Origin of the sequence: Curtobacterium sp. AB7 (assembly GCF_044909335.1) — a bacterium.
Lineage (GTDB): Bacteria > Actinomycetota > Actinomycetes > Actinomycetales > Microbacteriaceae > Curtobacterium.
Window position 1 is genome coordinate 1 of record NZ_JBIYED010000011.1, and the last position, 19058, is coordinate 19058.

Below are 19058 nucleotides of genomic sequence, written 5' to 3' on the forward strand. Positions count from 1 at the left end.
CGCCCGGTCACATTCCGAACCCGGAAGCTAAGCCTCTCAGCGCCGATGGTACTGCAAGGGGGACCTTGTGGGAGAGTAGGACGCCGCCGGACTTAACGTAAGAAGATGTGGCCATCGGCCCTCCATCGTGAATTCGCAGGGGAGACCCTCGTTCACGGTGGTGGCCGGTGGCCATTTCTGTTTTGCCGCTCGTTGCTCGACGTCGGCTCCGGTTCGTGATGGACTGGAGCTCGAACGTCGGTCCGACCGACGCGGCACCCAACACAACGACACAGCGGACGAACGCCCGGCCTTTGGGTCGGGCACGCGATGAGGAGCAACGGTGGCGAACGACGACGAGCGGCGGAACGACGGCGACCGGGGAGACCGACCCCGACGGGACGACCGAGCCCCTCGACGCGACGGAGGTCCGCGCGGAGACGCTGCGAGCGGAGGCCGTTGGTCGTCCGGTCCACGCGACTTTGAACGCCGTGAAGGCGACCGCCGCGACCGCCCTGAGCGCTCCGACCGTCCGTTCCGCGACGGCGCTGCACGTCGCGACAGTGCGCCGCGGAGCGGTGGCGACCGTCCGTTCCGCTCCGGAGACCGTGATGATCGTCCGTCGTGGCGGAGCGATCGCGGCGACTCCGGCCGTCCGCCGCGCGGCGACGGCCCCCGCGGTGCTGAGCGTCCGCGCCGCGACGGGGACCGTCCGTTCCGGTCGGACCGCCCCGCGCGTGATGGAGATCGTCCCGCCTACCGTGGTGGTTCGGATCGTCCGCGTCGTGATGGCGACCGCCCGTACCAGGGTGGTTCGGACCGTCCGCGTCGTGATGGTGACCGTCCCGCGTACCGCGGTGGCTCGGACCGTCCCGATCGTCCCGCCCGCGACGGCGACCGTCCCGCGTACCGCGGCGGCTCCGATCGTCCCGCCCGTGACGGCGACCGTCCCGCGTACCGCGGCGGCTCCGATCGTCCCGCCCGCGACGGCGACCGTCCGGCTTACCGTGGCGGTTCGGATCGCCCGCGTCGTGACGGCGACCGCCCCTACCAGGGTGGTTCGGACCGCCCGCGTCGTGACGGCGACCGTCCCTACCAGGGTGGTTCGGATCGCCCGCGTCGTGACGGTGACCGTCCCGCGTACCGCGGTGGTGCCGACCGTCCCGCTCGCGATGGCGACCGCCCGTACCGCGGCGGCTCCGACCGCCCGGCTCGTGACGGCGACCGTCCGTCGTACCGTGGCGGTTCATCGGACCGTCCGCGTCGTGACGGCGACCGTCCCGCCTACCGCGGTGGCTCCGACCGTCCCGCGTACCGCGGCGGTTCAGACCGTCCGGCGCGTGACGGCGACCGTCCTGCTCGCGACGGCGACCGTCCGCGTCGTGACGGAGACCGACCGTCCTTCCGGGGTGCTTCGGACCGTCCGGCCCGCGGGGGCGACCGCCCGCGTCACGACGGTGGCGACGACCGCCGCCGCTTCGGCGACGGGACGCGTCACGCCGGCGCACGGTTCGGCGAGGCGGCCCGCGACGACTGGGAAGACCGCGACCCGTACGGCACGAAGTCGATCCGCCCGCGTCACGACGACCCGGACATCCCCGACGAGATCGATGCGCGCGACCTCGACCCTGCGGCGCGCATGGAGCTGAAGACGCTCAGCAAGGACAACGCCGACTGGGTCGCCCGGCACCTCGTGGCTGCGGCGCTGTTCGTCGACGAGGACCCCGCCCTGGCGAACGAGCACGCCCTGAGTGCTGCCCGTCGTGCCGGTCGCGTCGGTGTCGTCCGCGAGACCGCTGCGATCACGGCGTACCGCCTGGGGGACTTCGCGACCGCGCTGCGCGAGCTCCGCACCTACCGTCGCATCTCCGGCCGCAACGACCAGCTCCCGATGATGGTGGACTGCGAACGAGGCCTCGGCCGCCCCGAGCGTGCGCTCGAACTCGGCCGTTCGGTCGAGCGAGCCGCGCTCGACACCGCCGTGCAGGTCGAACTCGCGATCGCGATGTCCGGCGCACGCATCGACCTCGGCAACCCCACAGCAGCCCTGGGCGAGCTGGAGATTCCACAGCTGGACCCGTCCACGGCCTACACGTGGTCACCGGCGCTCTACAGTGCTTACGCGGCCACGCTCGAAGAGCTCGGCCGCCAGGACGAGGCCGACGAGTGGTGGGCCCGTGTCGACCGTGCGGCAACGGCTCTCGCCGAAGCCGCCGACGAGAACGCTTGGGAGACAGTTGATGTGGTCGAGGAAACGCTCGAAGTCGAAGAACACGGAGACACCGGCGAGCTCGACGACACCGACCAGCTCGACGACGACGCCGACCTCGACGACGACGACGAGCCAGCCCTCGCTGAGCCCGACGTCGTCGGCGAACCCGGCGACGCCGACGAGCCCGGCGAACTCGACGACGACAACCCCCGCGACGTCGACGGCTCCGCAGCCGACTGACGTCCCGACCGCGCCGACGGACGGCGTCGACGTGGTGCTCACGGACCTCGACGGCGTCGTCTACCGGGGGCGGAACGCCATCCCGCACGCGGTCGAGGCGCTCACACGGGCCTCGCTGACCGCACGGGTCGGGTACATCACCAACAACGCGTCCCGACGACCGATCGACGTCGCCGAACACCTCGAGCGCTACGGGCTCGAGGTGTCCGAGGACGACGTCGTCACGTCGTCGCAGGCCGGCGTGCAGCTCCTGTCGACGCTCGTGCCCGCCGGCGCGACGGTGCTCGTCACCGGTGGGCTAGGACTGTCGAGCATCGTCGAGGCCGCCGGCTTCACGGTGACGACCAGTGCCGAGGACTCCCCGGCCGCGGTGATCCAGGGCTTCTCCCCGGACCTCGGGTGGAAGGAACTGGCCGAGGCGTCCTTCGCGTTGGCCGACCCGGCGATCCCGTGGGTCGCCACGAACATGGACTGGTCGATCCCGGTCGAGCGCGGCATCGCGCCCGGCAACGGCACGCTCGTGTCCGCGGTCCACCAGGCCGTCGGGCGGATGCCCGTGGTCGCCGGCAAGCCGGAGCGCCCGATCTTCGACGCCGCGGTCGAGCGGTTCGGCGGCGGGAAGACACTGTTCATCGGTGACCGTCTCGACACCGACATCAAGGGGGCGAACGACGTCGGGATCCCGAGCGTCCTCGTGCTCACCGGCATCGACCAGGCGAAGCAGGTGCTCGCGGCCGATCAGCGCTCGCGTCCGGTGTTCGTGCTCGAGGACCTCCGCGGTCTGTCCGAGCCCTACCCGGTGACCGTCCGGCGGCAGGACGACGACGGTACGCGGTACGTCACCGTCGGCAGCGCCACCGTGGCGATGCGGGGGCACGTGGTGCGGGTGCTCGACGCCGGTAGCGACATCGATCGGCTCCGCGCCGGCGCGGCGCTGATCTGGGAGTCCGGCCTGGCCATCTACGGCCTGGACGTGGACCCGCAGCTGTACGGCGGCGAGTAGCGTGTCGGACGTGCCGAACCCCGAGCAGCCGTCCGCCGACCTGGAACCGCAGGACGAGTTCGCCGCGCGCACCTCGGCGGCTGAGACCCTGCCGCTCGTCGAACGTGCAGACGCGTTCTCGGCACTCCACGACGAGCTGCGCACGCGGCTCGAGAGCGGCGGCACCGCGAGTGCCTGAACCGGACGGAGCCGTGCCCGACGCGACCCCGGTCCGCCTCGACGCCCTCCTCGCCACACGTGGCCTCGCGCGGTCTCGCACCGCTGCCACCAAGCTCATCCAGGACGGCCGGGTGACGGTCGACGGTCGTCCCGTCGTGAAGCCCTCCACCCCGACCTCGTCGGCTGCCGACATCGTGGTCGACGCGGCCGACGAATGGGTCTCCCGCGCTGCCCAGAAGCTGGTCGGGGCGCTCGATGCGTTCGGCGTCGACCCGTCCAGCCGTGTGGTGCTCGACGTCGGTGCGAGCACGGGTGGCTTCACGCAGGTGCTCCTGGCCCGAGGTGCCCGCCGGGTCATCGCGCTCGACGTCGGGCACGGGCAACTGCACCCGACGATCGCCGTCGACGAGCGTGTCGCCGTGGTCGAGGGCACCAACGCCCGCAGCCTGACCCGTTCCGACTACCTCTCGCTCGACGTCGCCGCAGGGGAGACGACCCTGGTGGTCGGCGACCTGTCCTTCATCTCGCTCCGGCTCGTGCTGCCCGCCCTGGCCGAGGCCGTCCCCGCCGACGACTTCGTCCTGTTGGTCAAGCCGCAGTTCGAGGTCGGTCGCGGTGGCGTGCGCGAGGGCATCGTGCACGATCCGGCACTCCGCGACGACGCCCTGATGAACGTGCTGTGGGCGGCATGGGACCTTGGCTTCGGGACCACCGGGCTCGCGGCGTCGCCGATCATCGGGACGCACGGGAACCACGAGTACCTCGCGCGCTTCCAGCGTGGTGTCGGTGGCAATCCGACAGAATGGAGAGTCCGGGCAACCGAACTCACAGAGGGGACCGCATGAGCGACGACCGGCACATCCTGCTCGTCTCCCACACGGGTCGCCGTGACTCGATCGACGCTGCGGTCGAGGTCTGCGACCTCCTGCACGCCGCCGGTCTGATCCCGGTGATGCCGTTCGACGAGTACGCCGACATCCGGCGGGCCGAAGCCTCGGTGGGACAGGTCGACATCCTGGGCGTCGACGTCCAGGCGGACCAGCTCGAGATCGTCATCGTGCTCGGCGGCGACGGCACGATCCTGCGCGCGGCCGAACTCGTGCGCGAGACTCGGGCACCGATCGTCGGCGTGAACCTTGGGCACGTGGGCTTCCTGGCGGAGAGCGAGCGGGACGCCCTCGCCGAGACCGTCGAGCGCGCCCTGTCGGGTGAGTACCACGTCGAGGAGCGCGTCACCCTGCAGGTCGACGTGGTCGTCGGCAACCAGATCGTCTACTCGAGTTGGGCGCTCAACGAGGCCACCATCGAGAAGGCCTCGCGCGAGCGCATGCTCGAGGTGGTGACCGAGGTCGACGGTCGCCCGCTGTCCTCGTTCGGGTGCGACGGCGTCGTCGTGTCGACCCCCACCGGGTCCACGGCGTACTCGTTCTCCGGCGGCGGTCCCATCGTCTGGCCCGACGTCGACGCCCTGCTGATGGTGCCGCTCAGCGCGCACGCCCTGTTCGCCCGCCCGATCGTGGTGGGCCCGGACTGCACGCTCGCGATCGAGGTCCTGCGGCGCACGAGTGGTGTCGGGGTGCTGTGGTGTGACGGTCGCCGGACGCACGACCTGCCGCCGGGCGCTCGCGTCGAGGTCCGACGGTCGCCGGACCCCGTGCGGGTCGCGCGCCTCAAGGACGCCCCGTTCACCGACCGGCTGGTCGCGAAGTTCCGGCTCCCGGTCACCGGGTGGCGGGGGCCGCAGACCGACGAGGACGAGGACCACCTGTGACCGGCCGAGGCGAGGAGCACCACCGATGATCGAGGAGATCGCGATCCGTGACCTCGGGGTCATCGGCGAGACCACGCTCGAACTCGGTCCGGGGTTCACCGTCGTCACGGGCGAGACCGGTGCCGGCAAGACCATGATCGTCACGGCCCTCGGGCTGTTGCTCGGTGCTCGTGCGGACGCCGGCTCGGTCCGTCGTGGTGCCTCGAGCGCCGTGGTCGAGGGCCGGTGGAACGTCCCCGAACACGCTGCCGTCGCCGAACGCGTCGAGGACGCCGGCGGCGCGGTGGAGGACGGCGAACTGATCCTCACGCGCACCGTCTCGGCCGAGGGGCGCAGCCGTGCGACCGTCGGGGGCCGCAGCGCTCCCGTCGCGGTGCTCGGTGAACTCGCGGACCAGCTCGTGACGGTGCACGGCCAGTCCGACCAGATCCGACTGACCTCGTCGACCGCGCAGCGTGCGGCGCTCGACGGCTTCGGCGGGGCGGCCCTCGAGAAGGCCCTGAACCGGTACGTCGCTGCGTACGACGCGTGGCAACAGCACACGGGCGAACTCGAGACACTGACGCGCGACCGCGACGAGCGGGTGGCCGAGGCCGACCGGATCCGCGCTGCCTCGGACGAGATCGAAGCGGCCGACCCGCAGCCCGGCGAGGACGTCGAGCTCGCCGAGCGCGCTGAGCGGCTCGGCAACCTCGAGGAACTCCGGCTGTCCGCGGCCCTGGCGCACGAGGCCCTGTCCAGCGAGTCCCTCGACGGCGTCTCCGACGTCGTCGGCCTGGTCGAGTCCGCCCGACGCGCCGTCGAGCGGGTCGCCGACTCCGACGCCGCCCTGCAGCCCGTGCTCGAGCAGCTCACGGAGCTCGGCATCCAGGCGGCCGAGGCTTCGGCGAGCATCTCCAGCTACCTCGGCTCGCTCGAGCCCGAGGCCGGGCACGACCTGGAGCTCATCAACGAACGGCGCGCCCTGCTCGCCGGGCTCACCCGCAAGTACGGCGAGACCGTCGACGACGTCATCGCCTACGGGCAGCGGGCGAGCGACCGCCTGCTCGAGCTGGACGGCGACGACGACCGCATCGCGGCGCTCCAGCAGTCCGTCGAACAGGACGAGCAGGCACTCGGGGCGGCAGCGGCCGCGTTGACCGCTGCCCGCACGAAGGCGGCAGCGGACCTCGCGAAGCGCGTCACGACCGAGCTGAAGACGCTCGCGATGGCCGGCGCCACCCTGGTGGTCGAGGTCACCGACGCGGGGGAGTACCGCCGACACGGACGCGACCAGGTGTCGATCCTGCTGCAGCCGCACTCCGGCACCGACCCACGACCGATCGGCAAGGGGGCATCGGGCGGCGAGCTCTCCCGCGTGATGCTCGCGATCGAGGTCGTGATGGCCGGCAGCACGACCGTACCGACGTTCGTCTTCGACGAGGTCGACGCCGGCGTGGGCGGTGCGGCGGCGATCGAGATCGGCCGTCGGCTGGCGAAGCTCGCCGAGCGCACGCAGGTCATCGTCGTCACCCACCTGGCGCAGGTCGCGGCGTTCGCGAACAACCACCTGAACGTGGTGAAGGACGCCAGCGGCGCCGTGACGTCGTCGAGTGTGCGACGGCTCGAAGGCGAGGACCGCCTGCAGGAGATGGCGCGGTTGCTCTCCGGGCTCGGCGACAGCGCGAGCGGCGTCGAGCACGCCCGCGAACTGCTCGACGTGGCCGGCCAGACGGCCTGAAACACGGCCCGAACACCCGGCCACCCACCCCGCGCAACGCCCACGGCGAACCCGGGTCGCGCCTCCCGGCAGTTCTGACGTACGATGGAATCCCGTGGCGGACACTCTCAGCAGCGGTACCCAGGCAAACACCCCGACCCCGAAGGTGACGAAGCAGATCTTCGTGACCGGCGGGGTCGTCTCGTCTCTCGGCAAGGGCCTGACGGCAGCCAGCCTCGGCAATCTCCTGACGGCTCGCGGCCTCAAGGTCGTCATGCAGAAGCTCGACCCGTACCTCAACGTGGACCCGGGCACCATGAACCCGTTCCAGCACGGCGAGGTCTTCGTGACCGACGACGGTGCGGAGACGGACCTCGACATCGGGCACTACGAGCGCTTCCTCGACATCAACCTGGCGCAGTCGGCGAACGTCACGACCGGCCAGGTGTACTCGACGGTGATCGCCAAGGAACGTCGTGGCGAGTACCTCGGCGACACCGTGCAGGTCATCCCGCACATCACCGACGAGATCAAGCGTCGGATGCGCGAGCAGGCGGAGAACGACCCGCAGCCCGACGTCATCATCACCGAGGTCGGCGGCACCGTCGGCGACATCGAGTCGCAGCCGTTCATCGAGTCGGCGCGCCAGGTGCGCCACGAGCTCGGCCGCAACAACGTGTTCTTCGTGCACGTGTCGCTCGTGCCGTTCATGAACGCCTCGGGTGAGCAGAAGACGAAGCCGACGCAGCACTCGGTCGCCGCGCTCCGCTCGATCGGCATCCAGCCCGACGCGCTCGTGCTGCGGTCGGACCGTCCGGTGTCGGAGTCGAACAAGAAGAAGATCGCGCTGATGTGCGACGTCGACGAGGACGCCGTGGTGAACGCCGTGGACGTCCCGTCGATCTACGACCTGCCGACGCTGCTGAACAACCAGGGCCTCGACCAGGTCATCGTCGACGCGCTCAAGCTCGAGGCCGGCCCGGTCGACTGGACCGCGTGGACCCCGGTGCTCCGAGCCGTGCACGAGCCGAAGAAGGACGTCACGATCGCCCTGGTCGGCAAGTACATCGACCTGCCGGACGCCTACCTGTCGGTCACCGAGGCACTCCGTGCCGGTGGCTTCGCGCACGACGCGAAGGTGACGCTGAAGTGGGTCGTCTCGGACGACTGCACCACGCCCGAGGGCGCTGCGAAGCAGCTCGGCGACGTCGACGGCATCTGCATCCCCGGCGGGTTCGGCGTGCGCGGCATCGAGGGCAAGCTCGGCGCGCTGCGCTTCGCCCGTGAGCAGGGCATCCCGACGCTCGGCCTGTGCCTCGGCCTGCAGTGCATGGTCATCGAGTACGCCCGCCACGAAGCCGGGCTGACCGACGCGTCGAGCTCCGAGTTCGACCCGGAGACCTCGACGCCGGTCATCGCGACCATGGCGGAGCAGGTCGACATCATCGCCGGCGGCGACCTGGGCGGCACCATGCGCCTCGGCCTGTACCCGGCGACGTTCACGTCGGGGTCGTTGGCCGAGTCGCTCTACGGTGCGCCCGAGGCGTCCGAGCGCCACCGTCACCGCTACGAGGTCAACAACACGTACCGGCAGCAGATCGCGGACGCCGGCCTGGTGTTCTCGGGCACGTCGCCCGACGGCACCCTGGTCGAGTACGTCGAGCTGCCGCGCGACGTGCACCCGTTCTACATCGCCACGCAGGCGCACCCGGAGCTCCGCTCGCGTCCGACGAACGCGCACCCGCTCTTCGCGGGGCTCGTCGCGGCCGCGATCGAGCGCCACGAGGCGTCGAGCCTCTTCGACCCGCAGAACGAGGAGCAGGTCGCGTAAGCGCAGCCCAGCCACGGTCGGACGGGAGGTGGGGTGCCAGCTGGCACCGCGCCTCCCGTCCGTCTTTGGTCGCGTCCACGGCACGTGGTTCCGGACACGGAACCACGGAACGACGCGGTGCTGTGTCCGGAACCTGGTTCCGCGAGGGGCGCGTGCTTGGATGGTTCCGTGACTGACGCACCCATCGCTGACGAACCCGCCTCGTTCGAGGTCACCGAGTCCACCGTCGTGTACGAGGGTGCCGTCTGGGACGTGCGTCGCGACGCGATCGCGTACCACGACGAGACGATGGTGCGGGAGTACATCGACCACACCGGTGCCGTCGCGGTCTACGCCGAGGACGACGAGGGCCGTGTCCTCGTGATCCAGCAGTACCGACACCCGGTGCAGGTGCGCGACTGGGAGCTGCCGGCCGGGCTGCTCGACGTGGAGGGCGAGGACCTGCAGGTCGCTGCCGCACGCGAACTCGCTGAGGAGGCCGACCTCGAAGCGGACACGTGGGAGCCGCTGGTCCGGTACAACACCTCGTCCGGTGGGAGCGACGAGTTCCTGCAGGTCTACCGCGCGCGGGGCGTGCGGCCCACGACGACGGCGTTCGAGCGCGAGGCCGAGGAAGCCGACATCGTCAAGCGGTGGGTGCCGCGGGCCGAGCTGGTGGAGGCGATCCTCGACGGTCGGCTGCACAACTCCGGACTGGTCGTGGCCGTGCTCGCGGTGGATGCGCTCGAGCGAGGCCGCGCGTGAGCCTGCGAGAACTGGTCGACGCGGCGACGTGGACGCACGAGCCCGAAGCCGTGGAGTTCGACGGCGATGTGCTGCGGGTCACGGCGGCCCCGGGCAGTGATGCCTGGCGCACCACGTCGTACGGGTTCGTCCACGACTCCGAGCACGCGCTGGTGCAGCCCCTCGAGGGATCGTTCTCGATCGAGGCATCGTTCGTCCTCGACTACACGGAGCAGTTCGACCAGGCAGGGGTCTTCCTGCGCGTCGACGAGCGGAACTGGATCAAGGCCGGTGTCGAGGTCTCCGACGGGACGCCGCAGCTCGGCGCCGTGGTGACCCGTGACTCCTCGGACTGGTCGGTGGCGCCCGTGCCGGAGTGGGTGGGACGCGTCGTGACGGTCCGGGCCAGCCGCGACGGCGATGCGGTGACCGTGCGGGCGTGGGCCGACGACGAGCAACCCCGGCTGGTGCGCGTCGCGTACCTCGATCCCGATGCTGCCGTGTCGGGTGGACTGCTGTGCGCTGCTCCGACGCGTGCCGGCCTGACCGTGAGCTTCACCGGGTACCGGGTCGGCGCACCTGACGAGGCGCTGCACTGACGGGCGGTCGTCCGGTCGCCGTCCGTCCGGCGGCTAGCCTGCTGTCGTGATCCCGCTCGACCGTGCCACGGAGACGTACCTGCGGCACGTCGCGATCGAGCGCGGGCTGTCGCAGCACACCCTGTCGGCCTACCGGCGTGACCTCGCGGTGTTCACGTCGTGGTTGGCGACCGCTCCGGTGGTCGATTCCGACGGTGCCGACCGCGCCGGCGGGGCCTCTGCGATCGACGACGTCGGGCGGCTGGCGCGTGCGGACGTCTCGGAGTTCGTGACCCACCTGGCGACGAAGCCGGACGGTCCGCTGGCACCGAGGTCGATCGCGCGGATGCTCAGCTCGGTGCGGTCGTTCACGGCCTTCGCGGCGGGCGAGGGCTGGCTGCCGCTCGACCCCGGCACCGCCGTCCGGCCGCCGAAGGCCCCGATGCGGCTGCCGAAGGCGATCTCGGTGGAGGAGATGGAGCGGCTGCTGGGCGCGGTGTCCGTCGACGCCGACGACCCCGTCCAGCTGCGTGACAAGGCCCTGCTCGAGCTGCTCTACGCCACCGGCGCGCGGATCTCCGAGGCGGTGGGGCTGTCGGTGGACGACGTGACGACGCTGTCCGACGACTCGGCTCCCGACGCCGACGGCCTCGCCGTCGTGAAGGTCACCGGCAAGGGGAACAAGCAGCGGGTCGTGCCGCTCGGCAGCTTCGCCCGGGCGGCGATCGACGCCTACCTGGTGCGTGCGCGGCCGGTGTTCGCAGCACGTGGGCACTCGACGCCGGCGCTGTTCCTCGGCGCCCGGGGCGCTCGGCTCTCACGGCAGAGCGCGTGGCTCGTGATCCAGTCGGCGGCAGCGGCGGCGGGCCTCGAGGCGCACGTGTCGCCGCACACCTTCCGGCACTCGTTCGCGACGCACCTGCTCGAGGGCGGGGCCGACGTGCGCGTGGTGCAGGAGTTGCTCGGGCACGCGAGCGTCGCGACGACCCAGATCTACACGATGGTCACGGCGGACATGCTGCGGGACGTGTACCAGACGGCGCACCCGCGGGCGCGGCGGTAGGGCTCGTCGTTCGGCGGGTCCGGGCGTGCACTTCGTGAGCAGAAATGGTCGGGTCGCTGGTCGGTACCCGACCACTTCTGCTCACGAAGTCGGCCGGTGGCGGTACTCGGCCCGTCAGAAGAGGTGGAACTGCGCCGACGCCGCCACCGCGCCGGTCGCGACCGCCACCACCACCGCGCTCGACGACGCGCTCCTTGCCGCGACCGCCCACCCGCCGGTCGCGCCGGGGTAGACGACACCGACGAGCCCGCACACGAGGGCGAGCGCGCTGCAGACACCAAGCGGGTTGATGAGGATCGACATCAGCGCCAACAGCACCGCGAGTGCCGTGAACACGCACAGCCGACGGTCGCGGGCGCCGCCGGACGCCCAGGCATGGGTCCGGATCGATGCCGTGTGCACGGAGAACGAGGGGCCGACGGGCGCGACGACGATCGGCATGACCGGTTCCGGAGCGCTCGGCAGGACGCGCGTCGCAGCACCCCAGGCGTGACCGTCCCACCAGCGCAGACGGCTGGCGTCCTGCGGGTCCGGGAACCAGCCTGCGGCCGGCAGTGTCACGGGGACTCCTCGAGGTGCGGGGAACGGTGCTCCTCGACGGTACGAGTCGGGGCGGTCCTGCCACAGTCCCAACGCGGGTGTCGGCACAAGTGCGGACACCCGGCGGTGCGCTACGGTCGGCTGGTGACCACGACCCTCGACGACTTCTGGAGCGAGCGGTGCGCCGAGGCCCCGGAACTGCCGACTGAGGTGCCGGAAGCGTGGTCGTTCGGTGCAACGCCGGAGCAGGCTGACGAGCTGCTCGGCCTGGTGCTCCGTGGGGTCAAGGACGGCACGGCGTCTTCGCTCTGGGACTACGAGGAGACGGGTGACCCGCTGCCCGAGGCCGGTGAACTCAGCATCGTGACCGACGGCGCCGGCGTGCCGCGGGCCGTCATCGAGACGACGGACATCCGGATCGTCCCGTTCGACGCGGTCGGGGCCGAGCACGCGCGCGCCGAAGGCGAGGGCGACCGGAGTCTCCAGCACTGGCGGAGGGTGCACGAGGCGTACTGGCGTGCGCACTCCGAGAACCCGCGCGGCTTCGAACCGGGCATGCCGGTGGTCTGCGAGCGTTTCCGGCTGATCTGGCCGACGCCGACGCCGACGCCCACGCCCACGCCCACGCCCACGCCGACGGCGCCTGCGGAGACGAAGCCGCCGACCGTCAGCGCCTGACCGAGCAGATCAGGCCGGAACGGGCGCCGCGTCGACCTCGGTGAACACGTCCTTCACCGCGGCGAGCAACCGCGCGTTGAAGTCGACGCCGAGCTGGTTCGGCACCGTGACGAGCACGGTGTCGGCAGCGCGGACGGCCTGGTCGGCCGCGAGCTCCGCGACGAGGTCCTCGGGTGATCCGATGTACGAGCGGCCGAACCGGGCGAGCCCACCGTCGAGGTGTCCGACCTGGTCCTGCCCCTCGACCTGTGCGCGGACGCCGAAGTAGTGCTGCGACTCGTCGTCGATGATCGGGATGATGCTGCGCGACACCGAGACGCGCGGGGTGCGCTCCCAGCCCGACTCCGCCCACACGCGGCGGAAACGCTCGATCTGCTCGGCCTGCAGTTCGTCGAACGGCACGCCGGTGTCCTCGGTGAGCAGGGTCGACGACATCAGGTTCATGCCCTGTTCGGCCGTCCACTCGGCGGTGGCCCGTGTGCCGGCACCCCACCAGATGCGGTCGCCGAGCGAGTCGGAGAGCGGGGAGACCGGCAGCGATCCGACGGAGCCGGTCATCTGCGGGTTGGCGTTCGCCATCGGTTCGCCGGCGATGGCGCGACGGAACACGCTGGTGTGTGCGCGGGCCATGTCGCCGCCGTTCTCGTCGGACGCGTCCGGCACGTAGCCGAACTGCTGGTAACCGGCGAGGGCGGTCTCGGGTGAGCCACGGGAGACGCCGAGCTGCAGTCGTCCGCCGGAGATCAGGTCGGTCGCCGCGGCCTCCTCGGCCATGTAGAGCGGGTTCTCGTAGCGCATGTCGATCACGCCGGTCCCGATCTCGATCCGGCTGGTCTTCGCGGCGATCGCGGACAGCAGGGGGAACGGTGCCGCCTGCTGCGGAGCGAAGTGGTGCACGCGGAAGTAGGCGCCGTCGACGCCGGCCTCTTCGGCAGCGACCGCGAGGTCGATCGCCTGCACCAGGGACTCTCGCCCGCTGCGCACCTTCGACCCAGGCACGTCGCGCCAGTGTCCGAACGACAGGAACCCGATCTTCGTCATGTCGATGCAAACGCATCCGGAGAGCCGGGCATTCCGTCACGACTACGGTGTCCGCCATGGACGACCCCCGCCCCGCACTCGATGCCGAACGCGCTCGCAACGAACGGCTGCTCGCCGACCTCGAGCGGAGCATGCGCGACGTCAGTGACGCCCGCCAGGACGCCAACTCCGACGACGAGCACGACCCCGAGGGCGCGACCCTCGCGTGGGAGCGGGGCTCGCTCGGCGCCGTCCGTGACGCGGCCCGGCAGCGCATCCAGCAGGTGGACGCCGCGCTCGCGCGGCTCGATGCCGGCACCTACGGGATCTGCGCGGTCGGAGGAGAACCGATCCCAGCGGCCCGATTGGCCGCCGTCCCGTGGGCCGCGACGTGCGTCGCCCACGCGTGACGCACGAAGATTTCCTCACAGGTGAGATTTCTTTACTATTTCACCGCGGACCGCGCGTCGCGCCAGTACGAGTCGTCAGCTCCCCGAGATCATGGCACCATGACGCAGACCATCTACCGCACCGAGCCGATGGCGACTCGTGCCCTCGGCGCTGAGATCCGACATGACCACGAGCGGTTCGTCCAGCTCCTCGAACGCGTGAGTGGCAAGCAATTCGGGTTGTTCGAGAAGGTCGAGTGTGAGGTGCCGCACAAGGACGTCGAGACTGAGCGGGGGACTGTTCGTCTCGATGTGCAGCTGACCTTTGACAGGGGACTGGTCGGGATCGAGGCGAAGCTGGACCACGAGCTGACCGCGCGGCAGGTCGCCGCGCAGCTGGAAGCCCTCGGCAAGACCGGCACGTTGTTCGTGTTGGTGCCGCGCAAGGAGTCGCTCGCAAGTTCGGTCATGCACGACGATCGCGTGAGCGTGATCGACTGGGACGAGGCGCTCGCGTGCTTCGACGCCCCGCGGCTCGTCAAGGACGACATTGAGGGCGAAGGGCGTCTGCTCAAGACGACCGTCGAGGCTCGCCTCCATGCGCTCGGGCTCCACGAGCGGATGCCCGACTGGGACATCCGCGTGCAGCGCGGCGACGGCGGTATGCCGTCCATCGTCTTCGAGCGTCGCCTGCACGACAGCGAGGACGCGAAGTGGATCCGCGGACAGATCCAGGTTCCAGGACGCGGAATGCCCCCGCACTTCGAGGACACGCAGTTCGAGGGCTTCGTCGGCATCTCCGTGGACCACACGTCCGACGCCGACTTCCCGAATCCGAATCTCGCTGAAGAGGCGCCCTCGTGGATCCGGGCGCTCGAGGTGCTGGACGAACAGGTCCTCTCGAAGAACCCGGGCCGGATCGCGGTGAGCCGTGGGTCGGCGGGCAACGGCCGGAAGGGCCTCGGCAAGCACAAGCTGCCGCTCGCGAAGCGCCACCTGTCCGGGCGCACTCACCTGGCGAGGGGCTACGCGGACTGGTCGATCGGCCCGAAGACCGAGCCCGTCGGCCTCGACGACCTGGACGCTCTCGTCGAGACGATGCTCACGTGGAGCAACGGCTGGTTCGCCGCCCTGCAGGAGGTCTCGCTCACGCGAGCGGAGCAGTAGCGGTGACCACCTGACGGCCGGGAGGCGCGGGGGCACGCCGCCCCGCGCCTCCCGACCCACGCACCGCGCGTCCACCGCGTGCGCCGCGGATTCCCAGCCGCACGCCCTACCTTTTCGGCATGGACGGCGACGCGAACGACGGACCCGGCGAGAGCCGGACCGACGGTGCGCCGCGTCAGCGCTTCCAGTGGTTCCACGACATGCGGACCTGGATCCACGCCAGGCCCCACCTGCACCTGTTCTACAAGGTCCTCGTCGGCATCGTCGGCGGGCTGGTTGTCATCATCGGACTCATCCTGGTGCCGCTGCCCGGGCCGGGATGGCTCGTGGTGTTCATCGGCCTCACGGTGCTGGCGAGCGAGTTCCACTTCTTCCACAAGATCATCGTGTGGCTCAAGGCGCAGCTGCACCGCTTCTGGGACTGGGCCAAGCGGCACGGACCGAAGCGGCTGCGCGATGCTGCCGACCGGGGCAAGGCCGACGTCGACGCCGCCCACACGGGTGCTGCTCGGACGGTCGGGGTGCGTGCTCGTGGACGGGCGCGCGGCGCGAACTCGGCGCACCCGGGGCACTAGCGGTCAGCTGGTGCGAGGTTGATCACTCCGTGCGGTGCTGTGGCCTCGCACCGTGTGACCAACCTCGCACCGTGCGCCTGGCGCGCGCCGCCCGCCGGGCGGACGGCCCGCTACTCCGCTGCGACGCGGATCGATCCGGTGGCCGTGCGCTCGATGACCTCGGCGGCCTGCTCCTCGACGGCGGCCGCGTCCTTCGACGTCAGCTGCAGCACGAGCGCGACGACGGCCGCGAGGACGATGAACCCGCCGTACCCGGCGATGACGGGGACGAGTCCGATCGACGGTTCGAGCAGCCCACCGATCACGGCAGGGACCCCGAACGCCAGGTAGCTGACGACGTAGATCGTCGAGAGCAGTCCGGCGCGGTGGGTCGGTGCCGCGGTCGCGAGCAGCATCCGCAGCGGTGCCTGGAACCCGGCGCCGAACCCGATGCCGGCGATCGCACTGCCGACGACGAGGCCAGGCAGGGAGTGGGCCATCACGAACGCCACGGTCACGATCGGGCCGAGCACCAGGGCGACGAGCCCGACGAGTACGGCGCGACGAGCGTCCATCCGCTGCGTCGCGAGCCCGGTCAGTGCGCCGACGCCCGTGACGACGGCGATGAGAGCGCCGGCCGCGAAGTGGTTCGTGATGCCGAACACGGCACCGAGGGCCGAGGGGACGAGTGAGAGGAACATGCCGCCGAGGGCCCAGCTGGCGACGAGGGAACCGACGACCCCGCGGAACAGCCGACGCGAGCTCCGCGGCACGCTGATCGTCGGGCGGAGCGAACGGAGTGCGCCGGGACGCCGTTGGACCTGCTCGGGCACGATGAACAGCGCCAGCACGAGGAGCACGAGCAGAGCGCCGAAGACCAGGTAGACGAGCTGCTCCGGCGCCGGACCCCACTGCACGAGCGCACCGCTCGACATCGCGCCGGTGGCCAGCGCGATCGGCGGGATGACACCGTTCAGCACGCCGGCCAGGGTCGGGTGCCGCTCGAGCGAGTTGTCGATGAGGGCCGCTCCGAGCGCACCGATCAGGAGCCCGACGGAGACGCCCTGCACGATGCGGTCGACGATGAGCGCTCCGACGCCGTCCGCGATCGCGAACAGCCCGAGCGACAGGGCGACGCCGAGGCCGCCGGCGACCAGGACGGGCTTGCGGCCGACGTGGTCCGACAGCCGGCCGGCGATCAGCAGGCTCGCGAGCAACCCGGCGACGTAGATGGCGAAGACGCCGGTCAGCATGAGCGGCGTGAGGTGCCACTCGGCGGCGTAGACCGGGTAGATCGGCGACGGGACCGCGGATGACGCGACCGACACCAGGAGCATCGCCGCGAGGATCCAGAACCCGGCGACCGAGCGAGCTGACTGCTGCATGAGCATCCTTCCGATGGTCCGTTGTACGACTGCATTCGTAGCGCAGTCCGCTGTACGACGCAAGTCGTACAGCGAGCCGAACGGTGGTAGCGTCCCGTCCATGCCCGCGCACGTCGATGCCCCCGAGCGGCTGCCCCAGCCGTCCGTGGCCGAGATGGACCTCCCCGTCGTCCTGGACGCCCTGAGCGACCCGATCCGGTTGGCGATCCTGCACCGCTACCTCGTCGACGCCGCCGGTGGTGAACGGAGCTGCGGCTGGGTCGGGATCGACCGACCGAAGTCCACGCTCACCCACCACTTCCGGGTCCTGCGCGAGGCCGGACTGCTCGAACAGCACCTCGAGGGCCTGACCCGCGTCAGCCGGGTCCGGATCGAGGACGTGCAGCAGCGGTTCCCGGGGCTGCTCGACCTGGTGCTCGACTGGCAGGTGCCCGCGGCCCTGCTGCGCGACGGGATCGAGTCGTGAGCACGGTGCCCGGCGCGGGTGCCGCCGCCGGTGCCGGGGCGGCCGTGCACCGGCTGCCCGACATCGGTGCCGACCCGGCCGTGACGACGGCGCTCGCCGCGGACCTCGACGCCGCCGGCTTCACCGTCGATCGGGTCGACGCGCTGTGGGGGACCGAAGCGGCCGCGTCGCTGCACCGGGGCTCGCGCGTGGCGGCCCTCCGTGCCCTGGCTGCTCGTGAGCCATCGCCACTCGGCACGCTCGCCACGCTGTTCGTGCTCGGCCTGCCGACGTCCCGCGCGGACGCAGCTGCCGCGTTCCCGACCGCCGGACTCGACGCCGTGGTGGCGGCAGGGCTGCTGACGGCAGACGGAGACGACGTCCGCCCGACGGTCGACCTTCGTCCTTACGCCTTCGTCGACGACCTCGGCGCCGGCAGCTGGTGGATCGTCTCGGACCTCGGCGAGCTCGCCCTCGGTCACGCGATCAGCGAGGAGCACGTCCTCGGCATCGGTGGCGCCACCACGACGCTGAGCGGCCTGCAGGTGCCCGTCGCCGTCCGCACGGTCCTCGACCTCGGCACCGGCTGCGGGATCCAGGCCATGCACGCCCGGCGCTTCGCCGAGCACGTGGTCGCCACCGACATCTCGCGCCGCGCCCTCGACATCGCCCGGTTCAACGCGCAGCTGAACGGCATCGACGGGATCGACTTCCGGTACGGCTCGCTCTTCGAGCCCGTCGCGGGGGAGCGGTTCGACCGCATCGTGTCGAACCCGCCGTTCGTCATCACACCTCGCCGGCCGGGTGTCCCCTCGTACGAGTACCGCGACGGCGGCATGGTCGGCGACGCCCTCGTCGAGACCGTGCTCCGTGGGCTGTCCGAGCACCTCGAGCCCGGTGGGACCGCGCAGCTGCTCGGCAACTGGGAGTACCACTGGGGCGTCGACGGGCTCGACCGCGTGCGCGGCTGGTTCGCGGACACCGACCTCGACGCATGGGTCATCGAGCGCGAGCGCCAGGACCCCACGTCGTACGCCGAGACCTGGATCCGCGACGGCGGCACGAAGCCCGGAACTCCCGAGTTCGACACGCTGATGGGTGCCTGGCTCGACGACTTCGCGGACCGCCGCGTCACCGGCGTCGGCTTCGGCTACGTCGTGGTGCGTCGAGCCCTGCCAGGAGGAACGGCGAGCCTCCGCCGGTTCGAGCGCGTCCCCGAGACGCTCGGCTCCAACCCCGCCGGGCTCGGTGCCACGGTCGCTCGCGTCCTCGACGCGGCGGCGTGGCTCGCTGCGCACGACGACGCCGCGCTCGCCACGACGCACCTGACGGTGGCGGGCGACGTCACCGAGGAGCGCTACTACTGGCCGGGCAACGACGACCCGACGGTGATGACGCTCGTGCAGGGCGGCGGACTCGGACGGCGGGTGGACGCGGACACGGCGCTCGCCGCGTTCGTCGGAGCCTGCGACGGGGACTTGTCGGTCGCGGCGATCGTCGGTGCGCTCGCGCAGATCACGGGCGTCGACGAGCAGGTGCTCGCCGCCGACCTGTTGCCGGCGGCGCGCGACCTGGTGCTCGACGGGCTGCTGCTGCCGGCGTAGCCGCGGTCGCGGGCGCTG

The 19058-nt window shown here is 71.3% G+C and carries 19 protein-coding genes and 1 rRNA gene; 17 read left to right on the forward strand and 3 right to left on the reverse strand.

Annotated features, from left to right (window positions below):
- The 11 genes from rrf to ABH929_RS16735 all read left to right on the forward strand — a co-directional run.
- Positions 1–92 (forward strand): 5S ribosomal RNA (rrf, locus tag ABH929_RS16685); the annotation flags it as partial.
- A gap of 1526 nt (positions 93–1618) precedes the next feature.
- Complete coding sequence (locus ABH929_RS16690) at positions 1619–2431, forward strand: hypothetical protein (protein ID WP_404562007.1); 813 nt, start codon at positions 1619–1621, stop codon at positions 2429–2431.
- A 31-nt stretch (positions 2432–2462) separates the two neighbouring features.
- Positions 2463–3434 carry an HAD-IIA family hydrolase gene (locus ABH929_RS16695; RefSeq protein ID WP_131922791.1) on the forward strand — a complete coding sequence of 324 codons (972 nt, stop codon included), beginning with the start codon at positions 2463–2465 and terminating at the stop codon, positions 3432–3434.
- Between the two features lie 10 nt (positions 3435–3444).
- Entirely contained in the window at positions 3445–3612 is a 168-nt protein-coding gene (locus ABH929_RS16700; protein ID WP_159572718.1) for a hypothetical protein, read from the forward strand.
- A 13-nt stretch (positions 3613–3625) separates the two neighbouring features.
- Positions 3626–4438, forward strand: a complete 813-nt coding sequence (locus ABH929_RS16705) for a TlyA family RNA methyltransferase (protein ID WP_404562009.1) — start codon at positions 3626–3628, stop codon at positions 4436–4438.
- Positions 4435–5364 carry an NAD kinase gene (locus ABH929_RS16710; RefSeq protein WP_111086586.1) on the forward strand — a complete coding sequence of 310 codons (930 nt, stop codon included), beginning with the start codon at positions 4435–4437 and terminating at the stop codon, positions 5362–5364. Before ABH929_RS16705 ends, ABH929_RS16710 begins: the two co-directional genes overlap by 4 nt.
- A 25-nt stretch (positions 5365–5389) precedes the next feature.
- The gene (recN, locus tag ABH929_RS16715; protein WP_404562012.1) at positions 5390–7084 is read left to right on the forward strand and encodes a DNA repair protein RecN; all 1695 of its coding nucleotides are present in this window, start codon (positions 5390–5392) and stop codon (positions 7082–7084) included.
- A 94-nt stretch (positions 7085–7178) separates the two neighbouring features.
- Complete coding sequence (locus ABH929_RS16720; RefSeq protein ID WP_404562014.1) at positions 7179–8894, forward strand: CTP synthase; 1716 nt, start codon at positions 7179–7181, stop codon at positions 8892–8894.
- Between the two features lie 168 nt (positions 8895–9062).
- Complete coding sequence (locus tag ABH929_RS16725) at positions 9063–9638, forward strand: NUDIX domain-containing protein (RefSeq protein WP_404562015.1); 576 nt, start codon at positions 9063–9065, stop codon at positions 9636–9638.
- Positions 9635–10216, forward strand: coding sequence for a DUF1349 domain-containing protein (locus ABH929_RS16730; protein WP_404562016.1), 582 nt, complete (start codon positions 9635–9637; stop codon positions 10214–10216). Before ABH929_RS16725 ends, ABH929_RS16730 begins: the two co-directional genes overlap by 4 nt.
- 49 nt (positions 10217–10265) lie before the next feature.
- Positions 10266–11258, forward strand: a complete 993-nt coding sequence (locus ABH929_RS16735; RefSeq protein WP_263091470.1) for a site-specific tyrosine recombinase XerD — start codon at positions 10266–10268, stop codon at positions 11256–11258.
- 114 nt (positions 11259–11372) lie between these two features.
- Here ABH929_RS16735 and ABH929_RS16740 read toward each other — a convergent pair whose 3' ends face one another.
- Positions 11373–11819 (reverse strand): DUF2510 domain-containing protein, encoded by a 447-nt coding sequence (locus ABH929_RS16740; protein ID WP_404562017.1) that lies wholly within the window; start codon positions 11817–11819, stop codon positions 11373–11375.
- 123 nt (positions 11820–11942) lie between these two features.
- Between ABH929_RS16740 and ABH929_RS16745 the strand changes: the two genes are divergently transcribed.
- On the forward strand, positions 11943–12476 hold the full coding sequence (locus ABH929_RS16745; protein WP_404562019.1) for an ASCH domain-containing protein: 534 nt from the start codon (positions 11943–11945) through the stop codon (positions 12474–12476).
- Between the two features lie 9 nt (positions 12477–12485).
- Here ABH929_RS16745 and ABH929_RS16750 read toward each other — a convergent pair whose 3' ends face one another.
- Positions 12486–13517 (reverse strand): LLM class flavin-dependent oxidoreductase, encoded by a 1032-nt coding sequence (locus ABH929_RS16750; RefSeq protein WP_276583151.1) that lies wholly within the window; start codon positions 13515–13517, stop codon positions 12486–12488.
- A 56-nt stretch (positions 13518–13573) separates the two neighbouring features.
- On the opposite strand from ABH929_RS16750, the gene ABH929_RS16755 reads away from it, so the two are divergent.
- The 3 genes from ABH929_RS16755 to ABH929_RS16765 all read left to right on the forward strand — a co-directional run bounded on the left by ABH929_RS16755 (position 13574) and on the right by ABH929_RS16765 (position 15627).
- Positions 13574–13906, forward strand: a complete 333-nt coding sequence (locus ABH929_RS16755) for a TraR/DksA family transcriptional regulator (protein WP_404562021.1) — start codon at positions 13574–13576, stop codon at positions 13904–13906.
- Between the two features lie 219 nt (positions 13907–14125).
- Positions 14126–15052, forward strand: coding sequence for a hypothetical protein (locus tag ABH929_RS16760; RefSeq protein ID WP_404562023.1), 927 nt, complete (start codon positions 14126–14128; stop codon positions 15050–15052).
- Between the two features lie 119 nt (positions 15053–15171).
- Positions 15172–15627 carry a TIGR02611 family protein gene (locus ABH929_RS16765; protein ID WP_243648858.1) on the forward strand — a complete coding sequence of 152 codons (456 nt, stop codon included), beginning with the start codon at positions 15172–15174 and terminating at the stop codon, positions 15625–15627.
- Between the two features lie 110 nt (positions 15628–15737).
- Here ABH929_RS16765 and ABH929_RS16770 read toward each other — a convergent pair whose 3' ends face one another.
- Entirely contained in the window at positions 15738–16991 is a 1254-nt protein-coding gene (locus ABH929_RS16770; RefSeq protein WP_404562025.1) for an MFS transporter, read from the reverse strand.
- A gap of 100 nt (positions 16992–17091) precedes the next feature.
- Here ABH929_RS16770 and ABH929_RS16775 point away from each other — a divergent pair, with 100 nt between their 5' ends.
- Positions 17092–17457 carry an ArsR/SmtB family transcription factor gene (locus tag ABH929_RS16775; RefSeq protein WP_404562026.1) on the forward strand — a complete coding sequence of 122 codons (366 nt, stop codon included), beginning with the start codon at positions 17092–17094 and terminating at the stop codon, positions 17455–17457.
- Positions 17454–19040, forward strand: a complete 1587-nt coding sequence (locus ABH929_RS16780; protein ID WP_404562027.1) for a methyltransferase — start codon at positions 17454–17456, stop codon at positions 19038–19040. Before ABH929_RS16775 ends, ABH929_RS16780 begins: the two co-directional genes overlap by 4 nt.
- Positions 19041–19058 lie beyond the last annotated feature (18 nt).

Excerpts from the sequence above, each read along its gene's own strand:
- ABH929_RS16690 (WP_404562007.1), top strand. The coding sequence starts at position 1,619 with ATGGAGCTGAAGACGCTCAGCAAGGACAACGCCGACTGGGTCGCCCGG.
- ABH929_RS16710 (WP_111086586.1), top strand. The coding sequence starts at position 4,435 with ATGAGCGACGACCGGCACATCCTGCTCGTCTCCCACACGGGTCGCCGT.
- recN (WP_404562012.1), top strand. The coding sequence starts at position 5,390 with ATGATCGAGGAGATCGCGATCCGTGACCTCGGGGTCATCGGCGAGACC.
- ABH929_RS16750 (WP_276583151.1), bottom strand. The coding sequence starts at position 13,517 with ATGACGAAGATCGGGTTCCTGTCGTTCGGACACTGGCGCGACGTGCCT.
- ABH929_RS16755 (WP_404562021.1), top strand. The coding sequence starts at position 13,574 with ATGGACGACCCCCGCCCCGCACTCGATGCCGAACGCGCTCGCAACGAA.
- ABH929_RS16765 (WP_243648858.1), top strand. The coding sequence starts at position 15,172 with ATGGACGGCGACGCGAACGACGGACCCGGCGAGAGCCGGACCGACGGT.
- ABH929_RS16770 (WP_404562025.1), bottom strand. The coding sequence starts at position 16,991 with ATGCAGCAGTCAGCTCGCTCGGTCGCCGGGTTCTGGATCCTCGCGGCG.
- ABH929_RS16775 (WP_404562026.1), top strand. The coding sequence starts at position 17,092 with ATGCCCGCGCACGTCGATGCCCCCGAGCGGCTGCCCCAGCCGTCCGTG.